15 protein-coding genes are annotated in these 15,740 nt (G+C 62.0%); 6 read left to right on the forward strand and 9 right to left on the reverse strand.

From position 1 onward, the window contains the following. Window positions 1-36 precede the first annotated feature (36 nt). Complete coding sequence (gene typA / locus TRP66_RS08205) at window positions 37-1,857, forward strand: translational GTPase TypA (RefSeq protein WP_333401010.1); 1,821 nt, start codon at window positions 37-39, stop codon at window positions 1,855-1,857. A gap of 184 nt (window positions 1,858-2,041) precedes the next feature. Here typA and TRP66_RS08210 read toward each other — a convergent pair whose 3' ends face one another. The 3 genes from TRP66_RS08210 to TRP66_RS08220 all read right to left on the reverse strand — a co-directional run bounded on the left by TRP66_RS08210 (window position 2,042) and on the right by TRP66_RS08220 (window position 5,471). After that, entirely contained in the window at window positions 2,042-2,497 is a 456-nt protein-coding gene (locus TRP66_RS08210) for a YkgJ family cysteine cluster protein (protein ID WP_333401012.1), read from the reverse strand. A gap of 210 nt (window positions 2,498-2,707) precedes the next feature. Continuing rightward, entirely contained in the window at window positions 2,708-4,099 is a 1,392-nt protein-coding gene (locus TRP66_RS08215) for a GTPase/DUF3482 domain-containing protein (protein WP_333401013.1), read from the reverse strand. After that, window positions 4,092-5,471 (reverse strand): DUF2868 domain-containing protein, encoded by a 1,380-nt coding sequence (locus tag TRP66_RS08220; protein WP_333401014.1) that lies wholly within the window; start codon window positions 5,469-5,471, stop codon window positions 4,092-4,094. The genes TRP66_RS08215 and TRP66_RS08220 overlap by 8 nt, the downstream gene beginning before the upstream one ends. A gap of 110 nt (window positions 5,472-5,581) precedes the next feature. Between TRP66_RS08220 and TRP66_RS08225 the strand changes: the two genes are divergently transcribed. Next, window positions 5,582-6,097 carry a dihydrofolate reductase gene (locus TRP66_RS08225; RefSeq protein WP_333401015.1) on the forward strand — a complete coding sequence of 172 codons (516 nt, stop codon included), beginning with the start codon at window positions 5,582-5,584 and terminating at the stop codon, window positions 6,095-6,097. 93 nt (window positions 6,098-6,190) lie between these two features. On the opposite strand, the gene ilvD is transcribed toward TRP66_RS08225, so the two are convergent. The 3 genes from ilvD to TRP66_RS08240 form a co-directional block, all read right to left on the reverse strand. Further along, the gene (ilvD, locus tag TRP66_RS08230; RefSeq protein ID WP_333401016.1) at window positions 6,191-8,038 is read right to left on the reverse strand and encodes a dihydroxy-acid dehydratase; all 1,848 of its coding nucleotides are present in this window, start codon (window positions 8,036-8,038) and stop codon (window positions 6,191-6,193) included. 313 nt (window positions 8,039-8,351) lie between these two features. After that, complete coding sequence (locus tag TRP66_RS08235; RefSeq protein ID WP_333401017.1) at window positions 8,352-9,548, reverse strand: class I SAM-dependent rRNA methyltransferase; 1,197 nt, start codon at window positions 9,546-9,548, stop codon at window positions 8,352-8,354. Between the two features lie 82 nt (window positions 9,549-9,630). Beyond that, entirely contained in the window at window positions 9,631-10,170 is a 540-nt protein-coding gene (locus TRP66_RS08240; RefSeq protein ID WP_333401019.1) for a type 1 glutamine amidotransferase domain-containing protein, read from the reverse strand. Between the two features lie 236 nt (window positions 10,171-10,406). Here TRP66_RS08240 and TRP66_RS08245 point away from each other — a divergent pair, with 236 nt between their 5' ends. The 3 genes from TRP66_RS08245 (at window position 10,407) to TRP66_RS08255 (ending at window position 12,581) form a co-directional block, all read left to right on the forward strand. Next, the gene (locus tag TRP66_RS08245) at window positions 10,407-11,219 is read left to right on the forward strand and encodes an HDOD domain-containing protein (RefSeq protein ID WP_333401335.1); all 813 of its coding nucleotides are present in this window, start codon (window positions 10,407-10,409) and stop codon (window positions 11,217-11,219) included. 33 nt (window positions 11,220-11,252) lie between these two features. Next, the gene (mutM, locus tag TRP66_RS08250) at window positions 11,253-12,065 is read left to right on the forward strand and encodes a bifunctional DNA-formamidopyrimidine glycosylase/DNA-(apurinic or apyrimidinic site) lyase (protein WP_333401021.1); all 813 of its coding nucleotides are present in this window, start codon (window positions 11,253-11,255) and stop codon (window positions 12,063-12,065) included. Between the two features lie 177 nt (window positions 12,066-12,242). Next, entirely contained in the window at window positions 12,243-12,581 is a 339-nt protein-coding gene (locus tag TRP66_RS08255) for a multidrug transporter (RefSeq protein ID WP_333401336.1), read from the forward strand. A gap of 8 nt (window positions 12,582-12,589) precedes the next feature. Here TRP66_RS08255 and TRP66_RS08260 read toward each other — a convergent pair whose 3' ends face one another. Next, window positions 12,590-12,841, reverse strand: coding sequence for a YfhL family 4Fe-4S dicluster ferredoxin (locus TRP66_RS08260; protein WP_333401022.1), 252 nt, complete (start codon window positions 12,839-12,841; stop codon window positions 12,590-12,592). Window positions 12,842-12,944: 103 nt separating this feature from the next. Then, complete coding sequence (coaD, locus tag TRP66_RS08265) at window positions 12,945-13,424, reverse strand: pantetheine-phosphate adenylyltransferase (RefSeq protein WP_333401023.1); 480 nt, start codon at window positions 13,422-13,424, stop codon at window positions 12,945-12,947. A gap of 315 nt (window positions 13,425-13,739) precedes the next feature. Here coaD and TRP66_RS08270 point away from each other — a divergent pair, with 315 nt between their 5' ends. Continuing rightward, window positions 13,740-14,594, forward strand: coding sequence for a sulfurtransferase (locus TRP66_RS08270; RefSeq protein ID WP_333401024.1), 855 nt, complete (start codon window positions 13,740-13,742; stop codon window positions 14,592-14,594). 57 nt (window positions 14,595-14,651) lie between these two features. Here the strand turns inward: TRP66_RS08270 and TRP66_RS08275 are convergent, their stop codons facing one another. Further along, entirely contained in the window at window positions 14,652-15,677 is a 1,026-nt protein-coding gene (locus TRP66_RS08275; protein WP_333401025.1) for a hydrolase, read from the reverse strand. Window positions 15,678-15,740: the final 63 nt, after the last annotated feature.

Here is a 15,740-nt window from a genome sequence, read left to right on the forward strand (position 1 = left end):
AGTCAGCAGACCGAATCCTCTGATCGAGATACACAAGTGATCGAAAATCTACGCAACATCGCCATCATCGCTCACGTTGACCATGGTAAAACCACCCTGGTCGACAAACTCCTGCGTCAGTCCGGCACTCTTGAGCGCAACGAGCTCAACGACGAGCGCGTCATGGACTCCAACGACCAGGAAAAAGAGCGCGGCATTACCATTCTCGCGAAGAACACCGCGATCAACTGGAACGGCTACCACATCAACATCGTCGACACCCCCGGCCACGCCGACTTCGGTGGTGAAGTAGAGCGCGTCATGTCGATGGTCGACTCCGTGCTGCTGCTGGTCGACGCTCAGGACGGCCCTATGCCGCAAACCCGTTTCGTGACCAAGAAGGCTTTCGAAGCCGGCCTGCGTCCGATCGTGGTCATCAACAAGGTCGACCGTCCGGGCGCGCGTCCTGACTGGGTTCTGGACCAGATCTTCGACCTGTTCGACAACCTGGGCGCCACCGACGAACAGCTGGACTTCAAAGTCGTTTACGCTTCCGCGCTGAACGGTATTGCCGGTCTGGATCACACCGACATGGCCGAAGACATGACCCCGCTGTACCAGTCGATCGTCGACAACGTACCTGCGCCGTCGGTTGACCGTGATGGTCCGTTCCAGATGCAGATCTCCGCTCTGGACTACAACAGCTTCCTGGGCGTCATCGGTGTTGGCCGTATCGCTCGCGGTCGCGTCAAGCAGAACACTCCGGTCGTCGCCATCGACACCGAAGGCAAGAAGCGCAACGGCCGTATCCTGAAGCTGATGGGTCACCACGGTCTGCACCGTGTAGACGTTGAAGAAGCGGCTGCGGGCGACATCGTCTGCATCAGCGGTTTCGACGAACTGTTCATCTCCGACACTCTCTGCGACCCGACCGCCGTCGAAGCGATGAAGCCGCTGACCGTCGACGAGCCGACCGTTTCCATGACCTTCCAGGTCAACGACTCGCCTTTCTGCGGTAAAGAAGGCAAGTTCGTGACCAGCCGTAACATCAAGGAGCGTCTGGACAAGGAGCTGCTGTACAACGTTGCCCTGCGCGTTGAAGAAGGCGACTCCGCCGACAAGTTCAAGGTTTCCGGCCGTGGTGAGCTGCACCTCTCGGTTCTGATCGAAACCATGCGTCGCGAAGGCTTCGAAATGGCTGTAGGCCGTCCGGAAGTCATCATCCGCGAAGTGAACGGCGCCAAGCAGGAACCGTTCGAAAACGTCACCATCGACATCCCTGAAGAATCCCAAGGCAAGGTCATGGAAGAGATGGGCCTGCGTAAGGGCGACCTGACCAACATGGCGCCGGATGGCAAAGGCCGTGTACGTCTGGAATACAACATCCCTGCTCGCGGTCTGATCGGTTTCCGTAACCAGTTCCTGACCCTGACCAACGGTGCAGGCATCCTGACTTCGATCTTCGATCGCTACGACACCATGAAGTCCGGCCACATGTCCGGTCGTCAGAACGGCGTACTGGTTTCGGTCGAAACCGGCAAGGCACTGACCTACTCGCTGGAAACCCTGCAGGCGCGTGGCAAGCTGTTCATCGAACACGGCCAGGACATCTACAACGGTCAGATCATCGGTCTGAACAGCCGTGACAACGACCTGGGCGTCAACCCTACCAAGGGCAAGAAGCTCGACAACATGCGCGCTTCCGGCAAGGACGAGACCATCGCTCTGGTTCCGCCGGTTCGTCACACCCTCGAACAGGCTCTGGAATTCATCCAGGACGACGAGCTGTGCGAAGTGACGCCGAAGTCGATCCGTCTTCGCAAGAAGATCCTCGACGAAGGCGAGCGTACCCGCGCTGCCAAGAAAGCCAAGAACTGATACCGGTTCCGGCTGAATGAAAACGCCCCCTGCCGCAAGGCCGGGGGCGTTTTTTTATGTCGTTGCACTCACCTGTAGGAGCCAGCTTGCTGGCGATCTGGCGCGAAGCGGCAGTCAGACGATTCGGTTCAGGTAAACCGTGTCATCGTCTATCGCCAGCAAGCTGGCTCCTACAAGTAAGGCATCAGAACTTCAGCGGCACCCGGCCGGAGTTGGCGTTCAGCGTGCCGCTGCTCTGGCGCTCGACTGCCTTGGGTTTGTAGGCGCAATAGCCTGGGCGCGGGCCGATCTTCGGATGGTTGCGGCAAGTGTCCGGGCGCTTGTCATAGATCGTGCAAAGGCGGCTCTTGCGGTCAAGGTACAGGCAGTCGTTGTTGCTCATGCGCTGCAGCGTGAAGATTTCCGATTTCTGGTTGTAGCGCTCGACGATACCTTCCTTCTGCAACCGCTTGGCGATGTTCTTCGCCGGCTCACCACGTTCGAACTCGTCGACCAGGCCGATGCGGATCAGGTCCTTGATCTTCACTTCGACCGGCAAGGTGCAGCAACTCGATATGCAGCCCCCGCACATGTGGCTGGAGTACTTGGCCCAGGTATCGAGACGGTCGATCTCTGCGGCGGCGATCAAGGTCGATTTCATTTGAATTCAGGCTTCCGGGTGAATCGGGCGCGCGATCATACAGCGTGGCGGCGGAGTTGTCCGCGAATCCTCTGTTTCGTAGACCGGCGGATCGCATCGCCAGCAAGCTGGCTCCCACAGGATTGTGATCTACGCCCCAAATGTTGGACACCCATCCATCATTTGGGGCGCCAATCATTACCCGTGGGAGCCAGCTTGCTGGCGATGCGGTCAATCGGCTTTTGCGATCAGATCCGCGAGATCACCAACCGCTTCCTGCCGCTCCGCCTGATCCAGCCTTGGGCGCGGATTGAGGGATGACCACTGGGGATGCGCGCGTGACCTGCTCAAGGGCTCGGGAAGCCGGCCCTGGCGCCAGGTCTTGTCGTCGGGGGAGGTCAGCTCGATGCTGTTCATGGCCGCATGACCCCGGACCCCGAGCGCGATCATCAGATGCCGCTGGCGCAATGCAAGCAGGCGCAGCACGCCTTCGTCGACAGTCAGTTCCCGATGGCCCTTGATCTTGCCCAGCAAACGGCCTCCATAACTGCGTGCCGTTTGCAGCGCGCCACCCGCAATCGCACCCACCAGGGCGGCCGCGCCGAGGGTAATGCCGCCGACCATCAGGTCGACGCCGGCGCCCGCTGCAGCGCCTGCCGCCACACCGCCGCCCACGCGGATGCCCAGATGCTTGAGCGTCTCGGGGTTGAACAGATCGTCGCCCCAGCGGCCATCCATCAACGGCAGGTCACTGGTGGTGACGTCATCCTTGCGAAACGCATACAGCTTGAGCAGCGCATCGACGCAACGCTGTTCCCGCTGCCGAATCGCCTGACGGAGCGCCTCGACGGCCTGCGCTTCAGCGGCGGCGTCTGTCTCGACGCTACGCCGACACGCCGCGCAGTCGATGAGCATGTCGGCGATCAGCCGCGCGGCGCTCTGACGACGTGCCTGGCGCTGCGCTTCCTGATCCTCGATCAGCCGCTCCAGCTGAGGGCGTGCGTTTTCCAGCATCAGCGCAAGGCTTTCATAAAGACGTCGGCCGCCGTCTTCTGGCGGCGCGACACTGTCGAAACGCACCAGCGCGTGCAGGCCCAGTCGTGACAGCGCTTCGCGCCACTCGGGTTCGCGATGATCCCGACTGGTCACGAAATTGAGGACCGGCAACAGCGGCTTGCCGCAGCTGGCCAGCACTTCCAGTTCATCGCGATATTTGGACAGCACGGGCTCGCGGGCGTCGATGACATAAAGCCCGGCGTCGGACTCCAGCAGCTGACGCAGTACCTTGGCCTCCTGTTCGAATCGCTGGCGAGCTTCGCTGCCTTCCAGAAACAGGCCCAGCCGCGCCGGTCCGTCGAGGCGCTCGCCGGGACGTTCGAGGCGTTCCAGATGGTCGAGCAGGGCGATGGCGTCTTCCAGCCCGGGCGTGTCGTACAGCTCCAGAACCGGCTGGCCTTCGACGGAAAGCCGCGCGCCTTCGACATGTCGGGTCGTGCTCGGGCGATGGGACACTTCGCCGAAATGCACGTCACCGGTCAGCGTGCGCAGCAGGGAAGTCTTGCCGACGTTGGTATGACCGACCACTGCCAGCTTGAGCGGGCGAAGCTTCGCGGATTCAGTCATGTCCCTTCTCCAGCCAGATCAACGATGCCGTTTCGGACCATGTCAGTTGGTGTTTCTCCAGCGCGGCGTGCCAGTCTTCCAGCCGCTCGGGATCGAGGGGCTGGTCACCGGGAGCCGGCAACAGCCAGATACGTGTTTGCGTGGCGCAGCGCGACAGCTCGGCGATCAAGGCCAGGCTGCCGCGATCCGGCGAGCGCCGCGGGTCGCAGGCGATCAGCAGGCGCGCGGGTGGATGAGTCGTCAGTTGCTCCAGCAGACGATGCCGGGACTCACGGCTGTCCAGCACGCCGGCATTCGCGACAGTTGCCGGCAATTCCGGCGGCCAGGGATGCTGACCGTCCAGTTCGATGGCGACGAGCACGCCTCCATCGCTTTGCGCAAGGTTCGCGCCGGACTGGACTTCGTGAAGCAGGGCAGGAGCCGCGTCGTTCACGCCGAGTCGTTCGCTGCTGGGCATCAGGCTTTCACGCAGTTCTGCGTAACCGGGTAATTCGACGTCCAGCTTCAAGCCGGCCCGCCCGCGCTTCCAGCGCCACAGGCACAGGAGCGCCATCAGCAGACGCGGCACAATCCCGTACACCAGCAGCACGCCCACCAACCAGGCCGCCCAGGCCTGGCGAGCCTGTTCGATGCCCAGCACGCCGTTGCCGCTGGCGCGAATCATGGCTTCGTCCGGCACGCTGAACCCCAGCATTGCCGGCAGGGTGCCAAGCGCTTGAGTCAGGGCCACGAAAGTGTCGCCGCCGAGAATAGTCGTTTCCCAGACGAAGCCGTAGCGACGGGTCGCCATCAGTGCCAGCAGCAGCGTCATTGCACTGAGCAGCGCGACCAGCCACAGGCCATGGACCAGCAGACCTAGCGCCCAGCGATTCAGCCGGCGACGTTGCAACAGCAGGATCAGTGCCGGGGCCAATTGCGCAGCCTGGGCGTCGCGCGCCAGCTTTCCGCTCAGCCATAACCAGAGGCGACCAAGCGCGCCATCGCCGCGCCCGGCAAATACCAGCCCCAGCACCCAGCCGATCAACAGCATCAGGTTCAAGCCGAGCAGGCTTCCCAGCGCCCAGAACACGTTGACCGGCGTCTGCCCGTCGCCTAGCGCGGCGAACGCCAGACCGGCGCCGCTGATGACGGCGAACAGCGCCAGCGCCAGCAGAGCCAGACGCGCGCCCTGTTTCCAGTGGCGCAAAGCGCTCAGCATGCCGTCACGCTCGGCCAGCCAGAGTGCGCGGTGAGTGATGCGGGCGGGCAGATCGCCCTCGGCGGCACGGGCCCGGCGATTGGCTTCCTGATCGTCAAGCGTGCCGGCCTGCTGTTCACGCAGGCGCACGGCTTCGGTCAGCCACAAGGTATCGAGTGGGGTCAGAGCAGTCACACGGCGTCTCTTCAAAAAATTCAGCGGTGAGGATAACCGCAGTGATGGGACTGAGTATCGTGTATCTCGGTTCAGTCTGATCCGGGCGCGGCTCTGTTATCCTGCGCGCCATGAATACACATCTCCCTCTCAGCCTGATTGCCGCGCTTGGTGAAAACCGGGTGATCGGCGTCAACAACTCCATGCCCTGGCATCTGCCGGGGGACTTCAAATATTTCAAGGCCACCACGCTGGGCAAGCCGATCATCATGGGTCGCAAGACCTGGGATTCGCTAGGTCGGCCGTTGCCGGGGCGTTTGAACCTGGTGGTCAGCCGTCAGGCTGAGCTGGTCCTGGAAGGCGCCGAGGTTTTCCCTTCGCTGGAGGCCGCAATGGCGCGCGCCGAACAGTGGGCGCGGGAGCAGGGGGCAGACGAGATCATGCTGATCGGCGGCGCTCAGCTTTACACCCAGGCGCTGGCGCAAGCCGATCGGCTGTATCTGACACGAGTGGCGTTGAGCCCGGAAGGCGATGCGTGGTTTCCGGAGTTCGATCCGGCGCAGTGGAAGCGGGTTTCGAGTGTGGAGAATCCGGCGGTTGACGACAAACCGGCTTATGTTTTCGAGGTGTGGGAACGTCAGGCGTAACAGGGGCTGCTTTGCAGCCCATCGCCAGCAAGCTGGCTCCTACGACGTCGAGTGTAGGAGCCAGCTTGCTGGCGATTAAGCGGTTCCCGAAAATTACGGAACCAGCTTATCCAGCAGCGCCTTGTCTCGCACCGCGCCCTTGTCGGCACTGGTGGCAAGCAGGGCATAAGCCTTGAGCGCGGTCGTCACCTTGCGTGGACGCTGCTCGACCGGCTTCCAGCCTTTCTTGTCCTGCTCGGCGCGGCGTTCAGCCATTTCCGCGTCATCGATCAGCAGATTGATCGAGCGATTCGGAATGTCGATCAGCACTTTGTCGCCGTCCTGAACCAGGCCAATCGCGCCGCCCGCCGCCGCTTCCGGAGAGGCGTGGCCGATGGACAGGCCCGAGGTACCACCCGAGAAACGACCGTCGGTGAGCAGCGCGCAGGCTTTGCCCAGGCCCTTGGACTTGAGGTACGAAGTCGGATAGAGCATTTCCTGCATGCCCGGCCCGCCTTTGGGGCCTTCGTAGCGGATGATCACGATATCGCCAGCCTGGACTTCATCGGCCAGGATGCCGCGTACCGCGCTGTCCTGGCTTTCGAAGATCTTGGCGTTGCCTTCGAAAACGTGGATCGACTCATCCACGCCAGCGGTTTTCACCACGCAGCCGTCCAGCGCGATGTTGCCGTAAAGCACAGCCAGACCGCCTTCCTGCGAATACGCGTGTTCCACGCTACGGATGCAGCCGTTCTCGCGGTCGTCGTCCAGGCTTTCCCAACGGGTCGACTGACTGAACGCGGTCTGGGTCGGGATACCCGCAGGGCCGGCCTTGAAGAAGGTATGCACCGCTTCGTCGTCGGTCTGGGTAATGTCCCATTTGGCGATGGCTTCTTCCATCGAAGGGCTGTGTACGGTCGGCAGATCGGTATGCAGCAGACCGCCGCGAGCCAGCTCGCCGAGGATGCTGAAAATGCCGCCGGCGCGGTGCACGTCTTCCATGTGGTACTTCTGGATGTTCGGCGCGACCTTGCACAGCTGCGGAACCTTGCGCGACAGGCGGTCGATGTCACGCAGGTCGAAATCGACTTCGGCTTCCTGCGCCGCAGCCAGCAGGTGCAGGATGGTGTTGGTCGAGCCGCCCATGGCAATGTCCAGCGTCATGGCGTTTTCGAACGCCTTGAAGTTGGCGATGTTGCGCGGCAGAACCGACGCATCGTTCTGGCCGTAGTAGCGTTTGCAGAGTTCGACGATGGTGCGGCCGGCGGTCAGGAACAGCTGCTCGCGATCGCTGTGGGTCGCCAGTGTCGAGCCGTTGCCCGGCAAGGCCAGACCCAGGGCTTCGGTCAGGCAGTTCATCGAGTTGGCGGTGAACATGCCGGAGCACGAACCGCAGGTCGGACAGGCGCTGCGCTCGTACTCCGCGACCTTTTCGTCGCTGGCGCTGCTGTCGGCGGCGATGACCATGGCATCCACCAGGTCCAGACCGTGGCTGGCGAGCTTGGTCTTGCCGGCTTCCATCGGGCCGCCGGAAACGAAGATCACCGGGATGTTCAGGCGCAGCGCGGCCATCAGCATGCCAGGGGTGATCTTGTCGCAGTTGGAAATGCAGACGATAGCGTCGGCGCAGTGCGCGTTGACCATGTACTCGACGGAGTCGGCGATGATCTCGCGACTCGGCAGCGAATACAGCATGCCGTCGTGGCCCATGGCGATGCCGTCGTCCACCGCGATGGTGTTGAATTCCTTGGCGACGCCGCCGGCGCGCTCGACTTCACGCGCGACCAGCTGACCCATGTCCTTGAGGTGGACATGGCCGGGTACGAACTGCGTGAAGGAGTTGGCGATGGCGATGATCGGTTTCTTGAAGTCTTCGTCCTTCATCCCCGTGGCGCGCCACAAGGCACGAGCGCCGGCCATGTTGCGGCCGTGGGTGGAGGTTTTCGAGCGGTAATCAGGCATTGGAGCACTCCGGCAAATAAGGCTAATCAGTGAAGGGAGTGAGCTTCTATTGACGTCGCCCGTGAACGGCAGTGACCGAAGACAGCGACGAAACCGACACCCACGGGATCACCGTGCGCTCGGCCTGAGCTCATAAACCCGCCGGGGGATGACTGGCGATGAATGTGGCCGATTCTACACCTGTCGCGCGCTCGTGGTCAGCCCATGGGGATGAAACACCGCGCCGTCTGGCGTTGCCGCCGCTTCGCGGCAGATCGCGGCTGAAGCCGCTCCTACGGGGTGTAGGAGCGGCTTCAGCCGCGATAAGGCGATATCAGCTATTGGGCAACAACCGGCAGGTGATGCTCTTGATGTAGCGCGTTTCGACGATCGCCGGGTGAACCGGATGGTCAGGGCCCTGGCTGCCGCGTTCCAGGAATTGGATGTTGCGGTCCAGGTGACGGGCGCTGGTCAGGAGGATGTTCTGCAGGTCGTCTTCAGGCAGGTGCATCGAGCAGGATGCGCTCACCAGAATGCCGTCCTTGGTGAGCAGGCGCATGGCCTGTTCGTTCAGGCGGCGGTAGGCGCCTTCGCCATTCTTCAGGTCCTTCTTGCGCTTGATGAACGCGGGCGGGTCGGCCACGATCACGTCGAAGCGTTCTTCACCGGCCTTGAGTTCTTTCAGGGCCTCGAACACGTCGCCTTCGATGCAGGTAAGCTTTTCCGCAAAGCCGTTCAGCGACGCGTTGCGCTCCACGCCATCGAGGGCAAAGGACGAAGCGTCGACACAGGTCACATCAGTGGCGCCGAACGCGGCTGCCTGAATACCCCAGCCGCCGATGTAGCTGTACAGGTCCAGCACGCGCTTGCCTTTGACGTAGGGCGCGAGGCGCGCGCGGTTCATGCGGTGGTCGTAGAACCAGCCGGTCTTCTGGCCGTCCATGACCGGCGCTTCGAACCTGACGCCGTTCTCTTCCAGCGCCACCCATTCTGGAACGGCGCCGTAGGCGGTTTCGACATAGCGAGTGAGACCTTCGGCATCACGCGCCGCCGAATCGTTCTTGAACAGAATGCCGCTTGGCTTGAGCACTTGAATCAGCGCCGCCAGCACGTCTTCCTTGTGGTTTTCCATGGTGGCGGATGCCAACTGGACGACCAGAATGTGATCGAAGCGATCCACGACCAGCCCCGGCAGCAGGTCCGAGTCGCCATACACCAGGCGATAGAAGGGCTTGTCAAACAGACGCTCACGCAAGGACAGCGCGACGTTCAGGCGGTGCACCAGCAGCGATTTGTCCAGCGGCAGCTTGATGTCGCGTGACAGCAGGCGCGCGCAGATCAGGTTGTTGGGGCTCATCGCCACGATGCCCAGCGGCTTGCCGCCGGCGGCTTCCAGCAGGGCCTGATCGCCCGCGGCAAAGCCGTGCAACGGGGTGGCGGCTACGTCGATTTCATTGCTGTAGACCCACAGGTGGCCGGCACGCAGGCGACGGTCGGCGTTGGGCTTGAGGCGCAAGCTAGGCAGGGACATGACGTCGCTCCGAAAAAAAGAGCGGGATTATAACCCGTCCTCCCGGTCATGGACCGGAAGGACGCGAATTTACTGAGCGGTCTCAGGCCGACAAGGCTTGAATCAGCTCACGATTGAACGCGGGAATGTCGTCCGGCTGGCGGCTGCTGATCAGCTTGCCGTCGGTAACCACTTCCTGATCGACCCAGTTGGCGCCGGCGTTGACCAGATCGTCCTTGAGGGTCTTGTAGCTGGTCATGGTCTTGCCTTTGACCAGCCCGGCGGACACTAGCAGCCAGCCGCCATGGCAGATCACCGCCAGCGGCTTGTCCTGGGCGTTGATGGTTCTGACGATGTGCTGGGCGTCGGTATCCAGGCGGATGGTGTCGGAGTTCTGGACGCCGCCCGGCAGGACCACAGCGTCATAGTTATTGACGTCGGCCGCCTTGAACGTCAGGTCGACCGGGAAATCATCGGCAGGCTTGTCATGGTTCCAGCCTTTGACCTGGCCGTCCTGGCTGGAAAGAATGTCGACCTTCGCGCCGGCCTGTTCGAGCGCTTCTTTAGGTCCGGTCAGTTCCGCCTGTTCGAAACCGTCGGTCACCAGCATCGCGATGCGTTTGCCATTCAGAGCGTTGGACATGAAAACCTCCAGTTATGGGCTTGGGTTCAGCGCGCGGCAGAGCCATTGGCCAAGTGTCCGTGCGCCCGTCTCAAGCATTCCGAAGCCAGACGGTTCTCAAAGTTCAGGAAATGTCCGGTGGTGTCGATAGACCGTTGACCATTAAGACGGCAGAATCGCAGACCGGCCTGGAGTAGATGACAATGTCCGAAGAGTTGACTTCCGATCAGATCCAACAAGCCCTGCAGGGCATCAGCGTGCCCCCGCAGCCCCAGATCATGGTGGATCTGCAGATGGAGCAGTACATGCCCGACCCCGACCTTGGGGTCATCGCGCGGCTGATCTCCCAGGACCCCGGTCTTTCCGGCGCGCTGCTGAAGATCGTCAACTCGGCCCATTACGGGCTGACGAACAAGATTGCGTCGATCCAGCGCGCAGTGAATCTGCTGGGCAGCCGCTCGATCATCAATCTGATCAACGCCCAGTCGATCAAGGGCGAGATGAGCGACGAAACCATCGTCACGCTCAATCGCTTCTGGGACACCGCCCAAGACGTGGCGATGACCAGTCTGACGCTTGCCAAGCGGATCGGCTCGCAGACCGTGGACGAATCCTACGCGCTGGGTCTGTTTCACGACTGCGGCATCCCGCTGATGCTCAAGCGCTTTCCTGACTACATGGACGTGCTGGAAGACGCCTACGCCAAGGCCGGCCCGGATTGCCGGATCGTGGACACGGAAAACCGCAAGTACCAGACCAACCATTCGGTCGTGGGGTATTACACGGCCAAATCCTGGCGCCTGCCCGGTCATGTCAGCGAAGCCATCGCCAACCATCACAACGCGCTGGCGATCTTTCAGGACGATTCCTGCCGCTACGCCAACCTCAAGAACCTGCTCGCCCCGCTGAAAATGGCGGAGCATATCTGCGAGTCCTACCGGGTGCTGGGTAATCAGTCTGAGGACCATGAATGGAATCTGGTCGGCCCGCTGGTGCTCGATTACGTCGGCCTGTCCGGATACGATTTCGAAAACCTGAAAGAGAGCATTCGCGAACTGGGCGCGCGTTGAGCGGCCTCCCGAATCGGCTTTGACGAGTGACACATGCCTGAATTACCGGAAGTCGAAACTACCCGCCGAGGCATCGCGCCTCATCTCGAAGGACAGCGCGTCAGCCGGGTCATCGTCCGCGACCGGCGCCTGCGCTGGCCTGTGCCCGAGGATCTGGATGTGCGCCTGTCCGGCCAGCGCATCGTCGAGGTCGGGCGGCGCGCCAAGTATCTGTTGATCCAGGCCGAGGCGGGCACCCTGATCAGTCACCTGGGCATGTCGGGCAACCTGCGTCTGGTCGAAGCCGGGCTTCCGGCGCTCAAGCATGAGCATCTGGATATCGAGCTGGAGTCGGGCCTGGCCCTGCGTTACACCGATCCACGCCGCTTCGGCGCGATGCTCTGGAGTCTGGACCCGCACAACCACGAACTGCTGATCCGGCTGGGTCCGGAGCCGCTGACCGACCTGTTCGACGGCGAGCGGCTGTTCGAGCGCTCACGGGGCAAGTCCATTGCCGTCAAACCTTTCATCATGGATAACGCCGTGGTGGTGGGGGTCGGCAATATCTATGCGACCGAAGCGCTGTTTGCCGCCGGCATCGACCCGCGCCGCGAAGCCAAAGGCATTTCCCGGCTGCGCTACCTGAAGCTGGCGATCGAGATCAAACGCATACTGGCCTACGCCATCGAGCGCGGCGGCACCACCCTGCGTGACTTCATCGGTGGCGACGGCAAGCCCGGCTACTTCCAGCAGGAACTGTTCGTGTACGGTCGGGGAGGGATGCCGTGCAAGGTCTGCGGCACGACCCTGCGCGAGATCAAACTGGGCCAGCGGGCGAGTGTGTTCTGTCCCAAATGCCAGCGCTGACCCCTAGGTGTGGGAGCCAGCGGGCGGCGATCCGTCTTGCTGGCGATCAAGGCGATAGAAGTGTGGCGCATTCAGCGGCGCATCGCCAGCAAGCTGGCTCCTACGGCACCTTGCTTAATGCTCGACGCTGTTTATAGTGAACAACACTACATCCAGCCGTGCCCGAAGGATCCAGTCATGAGCCTGTTTCGTATTCTTGCTGCCACTCTGGCGATCTTCATCGGGTTGCAGGCGATGCCCGCGGCAGCGAACGATATTCCCGCCGGCAGCGGCGATCCGGTCTACAGCATCCAGAATCCGCCGGCGTTCGCGATGATCGGCGACCTGCTGATTGCCCGCCCGCTGCTGATTGCCGCGACGGTGATCGGAACCGGGCTGTTCGTGGTGGCCGCGCCCTTCGCGGCTGCGGGTGGCAACCTCAAAGCGACAGGCAAGGCGCTGGTGGTGGATCCGGGCAAGGCCGCCTTCGTGCGCTGCCTGGGCTGCACGACCTCAGGCTACGGCAAGAAAGAATAGCCGCGACATTACGCCTTGCCGGTGATGATCCGGTACTTTTCCATCAGCTGTTCTTTGCTTTCGACGCGATTTTCGTCCAGCGGAATGCAATCGACAGGGCAAACCTGCTGGCACTGGGGTTCGTCGTAATGGCCCACGCATTCGGTGCACAGGTTCGGATTGATCACGTAGATCTCCTCGCCTTGTGAAATCGCCTCGTTCGGGCACTCGGGTTCGCAGACGTCGCAGTTGATGCAATCGTCAGTGATGATAAGGGACATGAATCACTCCTGCCGCAGGCCTGGCCGGGGCATATGAAAACCAATGCGGCGAATTGTGCCGCATTAAGCGTCGGTATGCACCTGCGGGTTCAAGTCCAGAGCGTCAGCGCTTGAAACGCTCAGTCAGCGCGTCGGCCACGGCTGGATGCACGAACTTGCTGATATCTCCGCCCAATGCCGCGATCTCGCGCACTAGTGTCGAGGAAATGAACGAATAGCGTTCCGACGGCGTGAGAAACAGACTCTCGACGTCCGGCGCCAGTTGACGGTTCATGTTGGCAAGCTGGAACTCGTATTCGAAATCCGAGACGGCCCGCAGGCCCCGCAGCAGAACGTTGGCATTCTGCTCTTTGGCAAACTGCGCCAGCAGCGTGGAAAAGCCCACCACTTCGACGTTCGGCAAGTGTTTGGTGACTTCGCGAGCCAGTTCAACACGCTGTTCCAGCGGGAACAGAGGGTTTTTCTTGGGGCTGGCGGCAACGGCAATGACCACTTGATCGAACAGGCGCGAGGCACGCTCGACCAGATCTCCATGGCCCTTGGTGATAGGGTCGAAGGTGCCTGGGTACAACACTCGGTTCATCGCGTCGTCCTGGTCGGAGTCCGTTGTGGGACTCGGATGGTATCGCAGCCTTCCCGGTGGGCCAAGCCGCAGCGCAGCAGGTAAAGGTCGTATTGCGCCGATTATCGACCATGTTTGATCCTCGGCCGGGCCGGACGCCGTGTATATTCGATCCATCGCCCAAGAAGATATTTACAAAATGGCTGCACTCGACAATACGGCGTTGAAATCGCTCTCAAAATGCTCATTTACTTTACGTAAACTCCGCTTTTTCGACCGATTTCGCCTTGTCTTGCCTTCGTTCGCCTATTTTGTAAACACCCTCTGGAGTCTGCCATGTCCATCGCGCAACTGATCAGTCCTCGACAACTGGCCGCACGGCAACGAGCACCGGGTGTGGTGATTCTGGATTGCCGCTTCGACCTCGGGGACCCGGATTACGGCCAGCGCTGCTATGCGCTGGGGCATATCGACGGATCGTCCTTCGCGGACCTGGAACGCGACCTGAGCGGGCCGGTGACCAAAGGCAAGACCGGTCGCCATCCGCTGCCTGATCCCGAAACGCTGGTCCAGCGTCTTCAGGCCTGGGGCGTGGACAACGACAGCGAAGTCATTCTTTACGACGATGGCCCCGGCGCCTATGCCGCGCGGGCCTGGTGGCTGCTGGCGTGGCTGGGCAAGCGTGACGGCGTGTCGATTCTCGACGGCGGCCTGAAAGCCTGGCATGCCGCCGGCCTGCCGCTGAGCCTGGACCCGCCGACCCTGCGGCCCGGCACCTTTTCCGGCGAGCCGGACATGTCGCTGGTGCTCAGTGCCGCCCGCTTGCAGGGCCGGCTGGGTCGCGAGGACATGACGCTGATCGATGCGCGTGCCGAACCCCGGTTTCGCGGCGAGGCAGAACCCATCGACCCGGTTGCGGGCCACATCCCCGGTGCGCTGTGTGCCGCGTTCACCGACAACCTGGACGCGGAAGGCCGTTTCCTGCCTCCCGAGCGACTCAGGGAGCGTTTCGCCGAAAAGCTTCAAGGACGTACGCCGGATCAATTGGTGGCCTATTGCGGCTCGGGTGTGACGGCCTGCCATAACCTGTTCGCCCTGTGTCTGGCCGGTTATCCACTGGGCAAACTTTACGCCGGCTCCTGGAGCGAGTGGATTACTGACCCAACGCGGGAGATTGCGACCGGCCCTTGAGGGTGTCTACAAAATGGCTGCGCTCGCCTGTTTTGTAAACACCCTCTGAGCGGTGGATCAGGAGGGGTACGGATTGTCCCGCTCGTGGGCGACGCTCAGCCAGAGGGGAATGCGTCGCTCCAGGTAATAACCGGGTTTTTTCAGGGACCCGTCGACGAACCCGACATGGCCACCCTTGGCGTGCAGTTCGAACTCGGTACAGGCCGACAGCTCGTCAGGCTCCGGCAGGCTGTGGGGAAACACGAACGGATCGTCCGCCGCCTGAATCACCAGCGTTGGCGTGCGGATGCGGCCCAGGAAATATCGGCTTGAGGCGCGACGGTAGTAATCCTGTGCATCCGCGAAGCCGTGCAACGGCGCGGTGACCCGGCCGTCGAAATCCCAGAAGGTGCGCATGTTTTCCAGCGAACCCAGCGCGGACAACTCGGCCAGCCCTTCGCTCAACCCTTCGTGCTGGAAACGGCGCTGTTTCTCGCGGACGTAGGCGACCATTTCCCGCATGAAGTGCCGTTGATAGATCCGCGAGAACCCCTGGCCCATTCGGTCCGCGCTCTCGTCCAGGCGAAAGGGTACCGATACCGCGACGGCGCCGAGCAATTCGCTGTCGGCACCGGCTTCGCCAAGATGCTTGAGCAGCACGTTGCCGCCTAGCGAGTAGCCCACGGCATAGAGTGGCGCCAGCGGACGCAGCGCTCGCAGATGGGCGATCACTTCCGCGAGGTCTTCGCTGGCCCCCGAATGATAGCTGCGCGACAGCAGGTTCGGCTCGCCGGAGCAGCCACGCCAGTTCAGGGCGACACTTGCCCAGCCTTGCGCGGCGAGGGCTTTTTGCAAGCCAGCGACATAGGGCGAATTCGACGAGCCGGTGAGTCCGTGCAGTACCAGCACCAACGGCGCGTCTGCCTGATGCGGGCCATGCCAGTCGAGGTCGAGAAAATCTCCGTCTTCCAGCCACATCCGCTCGCGGGTGCGTTCGAGCGTCGTTCGCTTGCGCCACAACGGCCCCCACAGCGTCTGCAAATGAGGGTTGCTCAAGCCGCGCGCCGGAACGAACGGCGTGGTGAACGAGAGGTGCGAAGACATAGTGGATACAGTCTTGTGGTTCATGAACCGGTGGCTGAGAAAGCTACGTTGCCACTAAGCACG

It is taken from the genome of Pseudomonas sp. JDS28PS106 (genome assembly GCF_036706555.1).
Lineage (GTDB): Bacteria > Pseudomonadota > Gammaproteobacteria > Pseudomonadales > Pseudomonadaceae > Aquipseudomonas.